Source organism: Amycolatopsis sp. FBCC-B4732, from assembly GCF_023008405.1.
GTDB classification, from domain to species: Bacteria; Actinomycetota; Actinomycetes; order Mycobacteriales; family Pseudonocardiaceae; genus Amycolatopsis; species Amycolatopsis pretoriensis_A.
Map to the genome: position 1 here is coordinate 2,237,354 of NZ_CP095376.1, position 11,572 is coordinate 2,248,925.

The window sequence follows — 11,572 nt, forward strand, 5'->3', positions numbered from 1 at the left end:
GTTGCTACTGCGAAAGACTTGGTCACTGTGCGTAAAATCGGCCGGTGCCCCACGGAGCAACTCGGGAAGCCGCGTAGTTCTGCAGGAACAGCGCTTCGGTCAGTGCCATCGCCGAGATTTCCGATGGTGCGACGCTTTCGTTGGGCGCGTGGATCAGAGCCTGCGGCTCCTCCACCCCGATGAGCAGCAGCTCGGCGCCGGGACAGGTTTCGGCGAACACGGTGCACAGCGGAATCGAGCCGCCCTGGCCGAGCAGGCTCATCGGGCGGCCGTAGGCGGCCTGCATCGCGTCGGCCATCGCCCGGTGGGCCGGGCCGTCGATGGCGGGGCGGAACGGGGGGCCCACCGCCTCGATCTCCACCGACAGGCGCACGCTCCGCGGTGCGGCCGCGCGCAGGTGCTCGGTCAGCGCGTGCGCGGCTTCGTCCGGCTCGACGCCCGGCGGGATGCGCAGGTTCAGCCTCGCCCGTGCGCGGGGGGTGATGGCCGCGGCGGAGCCGACGACCGGCGGGCAGTCGATGCCGAGGATCGTCACCGCCGGCCGCGCCCAGAGCAGGTCCGCGATCTCGCCGTCGCCGGGCAGGACGGCGTCGGGGGCCAGTCCGATGTCCGCGCGGAACCGCGCCGCCGGGTAGGGCGCGCCGGGCCAGGTGCCGTCGTGGGCGAGCCCGTCCACCGTGGTGTTGCCCTCGCTGTCGCGGAGGGACGCGAGCACGGTCACCAGCGCGGCCAGCGCGTCCGGGGCGGGGCCGCCGAACATGCCGGAGTGCAGCGCGGACGGCAGCGCTTCGACCGAGACGACCGCGTTCACCATGCCGCGCAGGCTCACCGTGACCGCCGGTTGCCCCACCGCCGCGTTCCCGGTGTCGCACACCAGGATCGCGTCGGCCCGCAGGAGCTCGGCGTGCTCGGGAACGAACGCCTCCAGCCCGCCGGTGCCCTGCTCCTCGGAGCCTTCGACCACCAGCTTGAGGTGGACGGGCAGGTCGTCGCCGAGCGCGCGCAACGCCGTGAGGTGCATGAGGATGTTGCCCTTGCAGTCGGCGGCACCGCGCCCGTACCAGCGTCCGTCCACTTCGGTCAGCCGGAAGGGCGGCGTCCGCCAGGCGTCGTCGTCCAGCGGCGGCTGGACGTCGTAGTGGGCGTAGAGCAGCACGGTCGGCGCGTTTTCCGCGGCGCAGCGGCGGGAACCGAGCACGGCCTGGCTGCCGTCCGGCGTGTCCACCAGCCGGGCGTCGGCGAACCCGGTCTCGGCGAACGCGTCGGCGACCCAGGTCGCGGCGCGCCGGCACTCCTCGGGCGGGAACTGGCGCGGGTCCGCGACCGACCGCATCGCGACGAGGTGCGCGAGTTCCTCCCGCGCCCGCGGCATGAGCGCGTTCACCCGGTCGCGCAGATCCATCGCGTTCACCGGTTCACCGCCCCGGCGAAGGCCAGTCCGCGGACGTAGTCCTGAAACGCCCCGAGCTTGCCGGGGCAGTAGATCTCGACGACGAACGTCTCCCCGCGCACGACGGTGGCGGGGGAGCGGACGGGCCGGGCGCCGGGCCCGCCCGCTCCGTTGGAGATCCCGCTGTCACTGGTCGCCCGCGTCAGCGCGGACGCCGGGTCGACGCAGATGGCGCCGCCGTCGGTGCCGAGCAGCCGGACGACCTGGTCGTGCGCCGGTACCCGGGCGCCCGCCTGGCCGAGCCGGGCGATCAGCTGATCGGCCTTGGCGCCGGCTTCGGCGTCCGACCGGGCGGAGTGGTACAGCAGCGATCCGGCCACCAGCAGCGCACCCGTCACGACTCCCGCGACGAGGTAGCCGAGCACCCGGTGCCGCCGGGACGACCGTTCGTCCACTGTGGTCACGACTGACTCCCTTCGGGCTGGGCCGGCTGCCGCCAAGACGGCTTTCGCAGCCGGTAGAACAGGTACGGCACCAGCAGGCCCAGCCCGAGCGCGCCGCCCGCGACGATGCCGAGGTACACCCACGGGCTGCCGGAGCCGAACTGCGAAGGCGGGACGAAGCCGACCAGCAGCGCGGCCAGTGACGCGCAGAAGCCGATTCCGCACAGGCCGAGCAGCATCGGGGCGCGGTAGCCGCGGGGGTGGTCGGGGAACTTGCGCCGCAACCGCACCGCCGCGATGAACATCAGCAGGTACATGATCAGGTACACCTGGGTGGTGATCACCGAGAAGATCCAGTACGCGCTGGACACGTCCGGGATGAACGCGTAGAGCAGGGCGATGAGGGTCGTGATCGCGCCCTGGGTGACCAGGATGTTGCGCTGCACGCCCTGTTTGTTCAGCCGCTGCAGGAACGGCGGCAGGTAGCCCTCCTGCCGGGAGATCAGCAGCAACCCCTTCGACGGGCCCGCCAGCCACGTCAGCATCCCGCCGAGCGACGCCATGACGAGCAGGACGCCGATCACCGGGGTGAGCCACTGGATGCCGAAGTTGGCGAACACCGCGTCGAAGGCCTGCATCACCCCGGCGGTGAGGGAAAGCTGGTCGGCCGGGATGACCCAGCTGATCGCCAGCGCGGGCAGGACGAAGATCAGCAGGACGAGTCCCATCGAGAGGAACATCGAGCGCGGGAACTCCTTGGCGGGCTTGCGCAGCGACGACACGTGCACCGCGTTCATCTCCATGCCCGAGTAGGACAGGAAGTTGTTCACGATCAGCACGAGGCTCGCCAGCCCGGCCCACGCGGGCAGCAGGTTGCCCGCCGACATCGGCGCCGCGGACGGGTGCCCCTGCCCGAGGAAGACGAGGCCGAGCACCACCAGCAGCGCCCCGGGGACGAGCGTCCCGATGATCAGCCCGCCGCCGGCGAGCCCGGCCACGCCTTTCGTTCCCCGCGCGGAGATCCACACCCCCGACCAGTACGCGACGACGATCACCGCGGCGGTCCACAGGCCGCTGGAGGCCAGCTCCGGGTCGAAGACGTACGCGAGCGTGCTCGCGACGTACCCGAGCAGGCTCGGGTAGTAGAAGATCGTCATCGCGAACTGGCACCAGACCGCGAGGAAGCCCATCGGCTTCGAGATCCCGAGCGCCACCCAGTTGTAGACCCCGCCCGGCCAGCCCGAGGCGAGCTCGGCCGAGACGAGCGACGTCGGCAGCAGGAACACGATCGCCGGGACCACGTAGAGGAAAACGGCCGCGAGACCGTAGACCGCCATCGTCGGGGACGGGCGCAGGCTCGCGACGGAACTGGTCGTCATGAGCGCCAGCGCGATCCAGGAGATCCACGCGGCGGACCGCGGCCGGGCGCGGCCGGCGTTCGGGGCGGGCGGCGGCGGTGACGCGGTCCCGACCGGTACGTCCGGGCTGTTCACGACGCCGGTCCGGCCGGGTCGGGCAGGGCTCGGCTGGGTTTCGCGGTGGTCATGGCTGTCGGCCTCCCCAGGCTCGTCCGCGGTGTGTGGTGGTCAATCGTGTGGGGTGCCCGGCCCGGCCGGGTCACCCGTTGCGGGCGAGACCGGGGCGGCTCGGCGGGCGGTGGGTCCGCGCCGCGCACCGCCCTGTCTCACCCGGAGCGGAGGAGCCCGGCGGCGCCCGGACGTGCTTCCGTGACGCCGTCGAGCGGAAGATCACGGAGGGCACCATGACCGGAGAAGCCCGGCCCAGGATCGCGACGGGCCGCCTGTGGGCGGGCGGCGGCGCGACGGCGCTGGTCGCCGCACTGACCGCCGTCGTCGTTTTCGTCGTCGCGCACGGGATCTTCGGCGTGCCCGTGCTGGCGCCGGTCGAGCGGGGTGTCTGGGACTCGATCGGCGCGGCGGTCTACGCGGGGGGCGCCGCCGCGGCCGCGCTCGCCGCGACGGCGTTGCTGCACCTGCTGCTGATCTGCACGCCCCGCGCGATGTCCTTCTTCACCGGGATCACGCTGCTCCTCACCGCGATCGCCGTGGTGGTGCCCGTGAGCCTCGATGCGGACTCCGGCACCCGGCTGGTGACGGCCGCCGGGAACCTCTTCGTCGGTCTCGTGATCACCGGCACGCTGTCCGGCGTCGCCCGGGCGGCGGTCCGCGCGCCGGGCTGAGCCGGTGGCCGGTCAGCCGAGGGCGGCGTCGAGCGTGACCGCGGCGTCGATGAGCGCGAGGTGGGTGAAGGCCTGCGGGAAGTTGCCGAGCTGCTCGCCGGTCGGGGCGATTTCCTCGGCGTAGAGACCGACGTGGTTGGCGTAGGTCAGCATCTTCTCGAACGCCGAGCGGGCGTCCTCGAGCCGCCCCGCGCGGGCCAGCGCGTCGACGTAGGCGAAGCTGCACAACGAAAACGTGCCTTCGTCGCCCGCGAGCCCGTCCGGCGAAGCGGCGGGGTCGTAGCGGTAGACCAGGCTGTCGGTGACCAGGTCGGTCTCGATCGCGTCGAGCGTCGAAAGCCACAGCGGGTCCCGGGAAGGCAGGAAGCCGCTGCGGGGCATCCGCAGCAGGGCAGCGTCCAGTTCGTCGCCGGTGTAGTGCTGGACGAACGCGTGCCGCGTCCGGTGCCAGCCCCGGTTCAGGATCTGGTCGTAGATGCTGTCGCGCTGCCAGGTCCAGTCCTCGACCGGCGCCGGGCGCCCGCGGGTCCGGGCCAGCCGGATGCCGCGGTCGAACGCGACCCAGCTCATCATCCGCCCGTAGGTGAAGCACTGCCGGCCGCCCCGGGTCTCCCAGATGCCCTCCTCGGGCTGGTCCCAGTGCTCACCGAGCCAGTCGAGCACCGCGCGGACGGCGACCCAGCCGCGGTGGGGGAGCCCGAACCCGGCGCTTTCGACGGCGAAGACGCTGTCGAGCGCTTCGCCGTAGATGTCGAGCTGCACCTGCCCGGCCGCGTCGTTGCCGATCCGCACCGGACTCGACCCGCGGTAGCCGGACCAGTGCGCGAGGCTTTCCTCCCGCAGGTCCGTCGTCCCGTCCACGCGGTACAGCACGGAAAGGGGGCCGGAGGCGGCGCCGTCGCCTTCGCGGATCCGGTCGCCCAGCCAGCTCCCGAACCGGGCGGCCTCCTCGGTGAAGCCGATCCCGAGCAACGCCGAAACCGAGAAGGACGCGTCCCGGACCCAGGTGTAGCGGTAGTCCCAGTTCCGGCTGCCGCCGATCTGTTCGGGCAGGCCGAGGGTGGGCGCGGCGACCAGCCCGCCGGTCGGCGCGTAGGTGAGCAGCTTCAACGTGATCGCCGAGCGGGCCACCATTTCCCGCCACCGGCCGCGGTAGGTGGACTTCGCCAGCCACCCGCGCCACCAGTCCACAGTGGAGTCGAACAGTTCCGTGAACTCGGCGAGGCGGATGTCGCGCGGCGGCTTGGCGGCGTCCGTTTCGAGGACGAGGCCGCGGACCTGGCCGGCGGACAGGGAAAGCCGCACGTGCACGTCGCCGGCCTCGACGCGCGCCTCGGCGAGGTGCTCGTCGCCGGGCTCGCGGACCACGTGCAGCACCAGGGACATCTCCCGCGCGACGAAAACGGCCCCGTGGCCGGCGAGGATCGCCTGGTGCGGACGGCGCCCGTAGTCGAACCGGGGCGCGACCAGCACGTCGAAGGCGATCCGGCCGCGGACGCACCGGACCAGCCGGGCGATCCGGTGCGTGGTGGTGGCGGCCGTGTCCAGCGGCGGCATGAAGTCGACCACCTCGCCGATCCCGTCCGCCCCGCAGAACCGGGTGATCAGCACGGCGGTGTCCGGGTAGTAGACCTGGGTGCTGGTCCAGCCGCCGGCCGGGCGGATGCGGAACCGGCCGCCGCGCTCGTCGTCGAGCAGGGCGCCGAAGACCGACGGCGAGTCGAAGCGGGGGTGGCAGAACCAGTCGATGGAGCCATCGGTGGTGACCAGCGCGGCGGTCTGCAGGTCGCCGATCAGGCCGTGTTCGGCGATCGCGGTTTCGGTCATGGTCTCCTCCAGGGAAAGCGCCCGGTGCGGTCGTGATCACCGTCGCCGGAGCGGTCGTGAGCTGCCTCATCCGCGCGGGGTGAGGTGGCCGGGGCGCCATCGCGGCACCGTGTGCGGCACGCCGACCGGAAGGCCCGCCGATGACCGTGCTGCCCTGGCGCTCGCCCAGTTCGCCGCGACCACCATGACCGTTGCGGTCAGCGTGATCGCCGCGGACATCGGCACGACCGTGATCGGCGACGACCTGGGCCGCAAGCGGTGCTTCCCTGCAGATGCTCCTCGTCGGGGTGATCGTGGTGCTGGCGTGGCAGCTCACCGAGCCGCCGAAACCGCGTGACCGCAAGCCGTTCGACGTCGCCGGCGCGGTCGGCCTGTTCTTCGTAGTGTTCGGTGTGCTGCAGACGGGCACCTACGGCTGGTTCGTCTCCCGCGCGGCCTTCGCGGTCGGCGGGGTGGTGCGGCCGGCCGGCGGGGTGTCACCGCTGTGGCTGTTCGCGACGATCGGCATCCTGGCGTCGTCAGCGGTCGCGGGACGGCCGGCGCGGCGGCACTCCCGGCGCCGGCTCGGCCGCGCGGGCTTCGTCGTCACCCTCGCCGGCCTGGCCCTCGTGCTGCTCCTGGTGCGGGCCGGCTCCGGAGTGGGGGTCATGCTGACCGCGCCGGTGGACCTGGTGCAGCCGCGCCGGCCGGATGCGGCCCAGTGCGGCATCTCGGGGGTCTCGCGCAGTGTGTCCCACCTGGGCTCCTCGGTGGGTACCGCGCCGGCCCTCGCCGCCGTGGGGGTCGCGGCCGTGGCCGGGCTGATCGCCGCCGTGCTGCTGCCGGCGTCGGACTGAACTGTCCCTTGTGGACGAACGGCGGCGCTGCACCGCGGTCACGATCACGCGCAGTACGACGCTCAGCACCACCAGGTCGGCCACCATCTGCACCGTCACCAAGGCCCGCGCGGTGGCCGAAACCGGGGCGATGTCACCGAAACCGACCGTGGCGAACACCGTGACCGTGAAGTAGAGCGCGTCGGTGCGCGTCAGGCCCACGTCGAAGGAACCGGGGCGGTCGTGGCCGAGCACGTAGTACAGGTCGGCGAACAGCAGCAGGAACAGCGGGACGATCAGGGCCAGTGCCTGTGCTCCCTGCCACGCGGGGAACGGTGATCGCAGGATCATCCGCACCTCGCCGACGACCAGCAGGGCCACCACGGCGAGGCCGCCGGTGAACACGGCCATCGTCCACGGCCGCACCGCCTGGTCCACCGGGAGCAGGTAGTACAGGCAGACCAGCGCCGTGACGGTGAGCAGCGGCCGGAGCACCGCGAGGTGGACGAACCGCCATCGCCGCGGCGCGGTCAACGCGCGAGCGCTTTCCGCTTGAGTTCGTGGTATTCCGCGTCGTCGATGATCCCCTGCTCCAGCAACCGCCGGGCCTCGGAGATCTGCGCCGCGCTCGTGCGCTCCACAGAGGACACGGACCGGACGTACTGCTCGAACCTCTGCTGCGCGGCCAGTTCGCGGTCCTGGCGCCGCCGGTTCAGGTGCCGGCCCTGGGTGGCGAGGTAGAGCAGCACGCCGAGGACCGGCAGCACGATGACCAGCACCGTCCAGCCCGCCTTGGCCCAGCCGGACACCTCCGACCTGCGGTAGAGGTCGCCGAGTGCGACGAACAGCAGCCAGAACCAGGCGACCCAGCCGAAGAACACCAGCATCGTCCACATCAGATCGAGGAAGGGGTATTCCGCGCTCGCCAGTGTCATGGGGTCTCCTCACGGGATTCGGGGTGGCACGCGGCGGCGTGCCCGGCTCACTCGACCGGATCCCGGGCCCGCTCGCCTCACCCACGCCGGGTGAGGCGAGCGGGCGTCAGACCGTGAAGTCGGTGACGTCGGTGTCGAGCAGGCCGCGCTGGAGGGCGATCGCCACGGCGTCCCGCCTGCTGCGGACGTGGAGCTTCGCGTAGATCCCGCGCACGTGGGTCTTGACGGTGTTCGGGGAGACGGTGAGGTCTTCGGCGATTTCGTCGATCGACCGCTGCGTCGGCAAGAGGCGCAGCACGCTGCGTTCGCGTTCGGTCAGCGGTGCCGGGATCGCCGGGGTGCTCAGCCGGCGGCGCAGCGCGAGGACTTCGCCCGCGAACCGTTCGCTCGTCCCGAAACCGCCGAGCCTGCTGGTCAGGAACTCGAGCACGTCCGGCGGGGCGAAGACCAGGGGGAAGCGGACGCCGGCGGGTTCGGCGGCGCGCAACGCGGAGCCGAGCAACCGCGCGGCCCGCTCCGGCGCACCGGCCGCCAGCGCGGCCTGGATGCCGATCAGCGAGGCCTCGATCGCCACCCACGGCAGCAGCAGCGGTGTTTCGCCGTCCGCCAGTGAGCGCAGCACCGAACTCGCCGCGCTGTGCCTGCCGAGCCGCAGCTGGGTCCGGGCTCGCAGCAGGAGCAGCTCGCCGGAGCCGGTGAGCAGCGGCTGGGCCCAGCGAACGGTCTCCCTGGCCTGGCCGGCCGCGCCGAGCCGCAGGGCCGCGCGGTGTTCCAGCACCGCGCACAGCGCCGCGTGTTCGGGCGGGCAGGCCCGGCCGGCGCCGAGGTGCGCGCGGGCCCGGCGCATCCGCCGCAGCCCGGCGTGCCAGCCGCCGAGTTCGAATTCGGCGGCGCCGTGCAGGGTTTCGGCGAACAGGCGCAGGTTGCGGGCCGCCCGGGCGGGTGCGGCACCGAGCAGCCTGCCGATCCGCTTGGCCTGGTCGACGCAGTCCGCCGGTTCGCCGCGGAGCAAGGCACCGTAGGCCAGCATCGCGCCGACCTGGGCCGCCGGGAGCGACCGCTGCGGGTCGTGGATCGGCTGCCTGCTCTCCGCCCGGCGGGCGAGCGTCTCCATCACCTGGTAGTCGCCGTCGAAGCCGGCCAGGCCGCCCAGCACCGTGAGGCACTGCGTGATGGTGAAGTCCTGCCCTTGCTCCTCGGCGGCACCGAGGACCCGCACCACCGCTTCGCGGGCCGCCCCGTTGCCGTGGCGGGCGACGAGGGTGCCCGCCCGGTGGAGGGTGGCGAGACCGGCCAGCGGGGTCCCGGCGGCGAGGCTCTCGTCGATCTGCTCCGCCGCGCGGACGGCCTGCGCCGGGCTGCGGTCGAGCTGGGCGAGCCGCGAGTACGCCAGCTGCCGCAGGACGGTCAGCTCCGCTGACGGCCGGTCCGGCCACGCCGCCTCCGCCCGCGCCAGCTGCAGACCGGCGGTGGACGTCTCGCCGGTCTCCAGGCACAGCGCGGCCGAAACCAGGGCGGGCAACGGATCCGCCGGGACCCGCCGGTCGTCGAGCACGGCGAGCGCCAGCCTCAGCACCCGGTGGTCACCGCCGAGGAACAACGAAACGGCGTGCCGGTGCAGCAGGTCGCCGACGCGGGTGGTGTTCCCCGAGCGGATGCTGTGCAGCAGGGCGAGGGCGGGCCGGTCGCTGTCGGCGAACCAGCGGGCCGCCGCCGCGTGCAGGGTGCGGGTCCGGTCCGGGGCCCGCCGCAGCAGCTCGGCCCGCAGGTAGGTGCGCAGCAGGGACGGCAGCTGGTGCACCGGCGGGGTCCCGGCGGACCGGACCACCTGCAGGGCCGGTTCGCCGAGTTCGCGGAGCACCACCTCCGCGTCCGGCCGGCCGGTGAGCGCGGCCGCGAGCCCGGCCGGGACCTCGTCGCAGACGCTCATCGCCCGCACCAGGTCCTGCTGGGCGTCGGTCAGCGGGGCGAGCACCTCGTCGGTCAGGTAGTCCAGCACGGCCTGGTCGCGGCCGGCGAAGAAGTCGCGCAGGCTGCCGTGCTTGGCCGCGGAAGCCGTGGCCAGGCGCAGCCCGGCCGGCCAGCCCTCGGTCCGGGCGACGAGCAGGCTGATCTGGTCCGCCGGTATCCGGGGCCCGGTCGTCTCGACGAAGGCCGTGGCCTCCGCGGCGGAGAACCGCAGGCGATCGGCGCCGATGTCGACCAGCCGGTCCGCCAGCCGCGCCCGGACCAGCGGCAGCGGTGGTTCCCGCCGGCTCGACACCGCCAGGCGCAGGCCCGCCGGCTGGTGGCGGAGCAGGGTCTGCAGCCCGTGCCAGGTGCGCGGCGAGGTGATTTCTTGAGCGCTGTCGAGGACGAGCAGGACCGGCTGGGCCAGCGCGTCCAGCGCGTCGGCCACCTGGGCCAGGAACGCCAGGTCGGTGCCGGGTTCGGGCGGGACCGCCAGGTGCCGCAGCGGGCTGGCGGCCGGAACCGGGAGGCAGCCGCCGAGCGCCTCGAGGACCGCCGACCAGAACCGGCGGTCATCGTTGTCGTCGGCGTCGGCGGTCAGCCAGGCGACCGCACCTCGCCCGCGCTGGCGGGCCCAGCCGGCGAGGAGTGTCGTCTTGCCGAATCCGGCCGGCGCCCCGACGAACACCATCGCGGCGTCCCTCGCGTCGTCGAGCAGGGCGAACAATCGGGGTCGGGAAACGCGATCGCCGCGGGGAACGGGAATGCTCACTTTGGTCGCCGGTACCCGTCTTCGGGCCGAAACTTCCTGGCGGGGGTTCATGCGTCCTCCTTCTTCGTGGTCGGACGGCTCACCCTTTCCGGGCGAGGAAAACGTTCGCCGCGCGCAGAATGGTGTGGCGCGTGAACGATCCTGGATATTCCTGGAAAAACCGGCCGGTCAGCAAGCGGGCGAAGCGAGGATTCGCCGTCACGCGGTTCTTGTGGATCGGGCCGGGCGAACTCGTGGTGCTCGACCTGGTGCGGACCGGCCGGGTCGGGATCGAGGCCGTGTTGCTCTGTTCGGCGGTCGCGCTCGCGGCGTGCGTGCCGGTGACCTCGGCGCGGCTCGGCATCCGCGCCGGTCTCGACCTCGTCGCGCGGCTGGTCTTCCTGCCCTCGCACTCGTGGTCCGTCGCGGTGATCGCGCTCGACGCCGTGCTCATCGCCGGTGCGTGGTTTTCCGCGGGCCGGGCCGGGCGGGCGGGGGACGGCCGGTGAACGGGCCCGATTACGTCTTCCGCTGCGGCGGCCGCATTCCCGAACAGGTGACGGAGACCGTCGCGGAATTCCGGGACGTGCTCGTCGTGCCGGTTCCCCCGGACACCATCGTGTTCGGCACCGTGGCCGATCCAGGCTGCCTGCCGCGAATCCTGCGCAAGCTCGAAGCGCTCGGCATGCGAGTGGACTCCGTGCACCGGGTGCGGGAACTCCCGCGTCAGGAGCGCCGCCGGATTCCGTGAAGCCCGGGCCCGTCCCGCCACCCGGGTCACCGGCCGCCGGAGCGGCACCGCGCCACCGCCGTCCGGAGCGCCGTCACGGTTCCCCCGGCCGCGGTCCGCACGGCCGCCCGGTCGGGGGGCCGCAGCGCCGCGGCGGCCCGCAGCCGGGTGAGCGCGTGGTCCACATCGGTCAGTCCCGCGGGCGGGCGGGGTTCGGCGAGCCGGGCCGAGACGATCGCGGCGAGCGCCGTGGCCGCCACGCGGACCTGGTCCGCTCCCGCCGAACCGCGGTCGAACGACCGGGCCGTGTCGCTCACGGCGGTCTCGGTGGCGGACAGGTCCGCGCACGGGGCCAGGGCGGCACGCGAGACCGGCGGCACGGCCGACGCCGAGCCGGTCGGCGGAGTGCCCGCCGCACAGCCCGAAAGCAGTGCGGCGAGGGCCCCCTCGGCGACCCGGCGCCGGACGGGCACCCCCGCCCGGGCGGAACCGGCTCCGGCTCTTCCGGTCCGCCCCGGCGGAGCCCCGGCA

General features: G+C 73.4%; 11 protein-coding genes. 3 read left to right on the plus strand and 8 right to left on the minus strand.

Annotation, left to right across the window (positions count from 1 at the left end; genetic code table 11):
- Positions 1-22: 22 nt before the first annotated feature.
- Genes MUY14_RS09570 through MUY14_RS09580 form a run of 3 tightly spaced genes read right to left on the minus strand, consistent with a single transcriptional unit; the run spans position 23 to position 3,326 of the window.
- A complete protein-coding gene (locus tag MUY14_RS09570; protein WP_247025091.1) occupies positions 23-1,402 on the minus strand; it encodes a dipeptidase in 1,380 nt (459 codons plus the stop codon).
- A gap of 5 nt (positions 1,403-1,407) precedes the next feature.
- The gene (locus tag MUY14_RS09575; RefSeq protein ID WP_247022560.1) at positions 1,408-1,854 is read right to left on the minus strand and encodes a hypothetical protein; all 447 of its coding nucleotides are present in this window, start codon (positions 1,852-1,854) and stop codon (positions 1,408-1,410) included.
- Positions 1,851-3,326 (minus strand): APC family permease, encoded by a 1,476-nt coding sequence (locus MUY14_RS09580; RefSeq protein WP_281506273.1) that lies wholly within the window; start codon positions 3,324-3,326, stop codon positions 1,851-1,853. The genes MUY14_RS09575 and MUY14_RS09580 overlap by 4 nt, the downstream gene beginning before the upstream one ends.
- Positions 3,327-3,595: 269 nt before the next feature.
- On the opposite strand from MUY14_RS09580, the gene MUY14_RS09585 reads away from it, so the two are divergent.
- Complete coding sequence (locus tag MUY14_RS09585) at positions 3,596-4,033, plus strand: DUF6069 family protein (protein ID WP_247022561.1); 438 nt, start codon at positions 3,596-3,598, stop codon at positions 4,031-4,033.
- 12 nt (positions 4,034-4,045) lie between these two features.
- Here the strand turns inward: MUY14_RS09585 and MUY14_RS09590 are convergent, their stop codons facing one another.
- The 4 genes from MUY14_RS09590 to MUY14_RS09605 all read right to left on the minus strand — a co-directional run bounded on the left by MUY14_RS09590 (position 4,046) and on the right by MUY14_RS09605 (position 10,383).
- Entirely contained in the window at positions 4,046-5,860 is a 1,815-nt protein-coding gene (locus tag MUY14_RS09590; RefSeq protein ID WP_247022562.1) for a glycoside hydrolase family 15 protein, read from the minus strand.
- Between the two features lie 518 nt (positions 5,861-6,378).
- Positions 6,379-7,209, minus strand: a complete 831-nt coding sequence (locus tag MUY14_RS09595; RefSeq protein ID WP_247022563.1) for a potassium channel family protein — start codon at positions 7,207-7,209, stop codon at positions 6,379-6,381.
- The gene (locus MUY14_RS09600; protein ID WP_247022564.1) at positions 7,206-7,610 is read right to left on the minus strand and encodes an SHOCT domain-containing protein; all 405 of its coding nucleotides are present in this window, start codon (positions 7,608-7,610) and stop codon (positions 7,206-7,208) included. Before MUY14_RS09600 ends, MUY14_RS09595 begins: the two co-directional genes overlap by 4 nt.
- A 106-nt stretch (positions 7,611-7,716) precedes the next feature.
- A complete protein-coding gene (locus tag MUY14_RS09605) occupies positions 7,717-10,383 on the minus strand; it encodes a LuxR C-terminal-related transcriptional regulator (RefSeq protein ID WP_247022565.1) in 2,667 nt (888 codons plus the stop codon).
- Between the two features lie 80 nt (positions 10,384-10,463).
- Between MUY14_RS09605 and MUY14_RS09610 the strand changes: the two genes are divergently transcribed.
- Together MUY14_RS09610 and MUY14_RS09615 are read left to right on the plus strand one after the other, a co-directional pair.
- A complete protein-coding gene (locus MUY14_RS09610; protein ID WP_247022566.1) occupies positions 10,464-10,820 on the plus strand; it encodes a hypothetical protein in 357 nt (118 codons plus the stop codon).
- The gene (locus MUY14_RS09615) at positions 10,817-11,062 is read left to right on the plus strand and encodes a hypothetical protein (RefSeq protein WP_247022568.1); all 246 of its coding nucleotides are present in this window, start codon (positions 10,817-10,819) and stop codon (positions 11,060-11,062) included. Before MUY14_RS09610 ends, MUY14_RS09615 begins: the two co-directional genes overlap by 4 nt.
- Before the next feature lie 26 nt (positions 11,063-11,088).
- Here MUY14_RS09615 and MUY14_RS09620 read toward each other — a convergent pair whose 3' ends face one another.
- Entirely contained in the window at positions 11,089-11,514 is a 426-nt protein-coding gene (locus tag MUY14_RS09620; protein WP_247022570.1) for a hypothetical protein, read from the minus strand.
- Between the last annotated feature and the right edge of the window lie 58 nt (positions 11,515-11,572).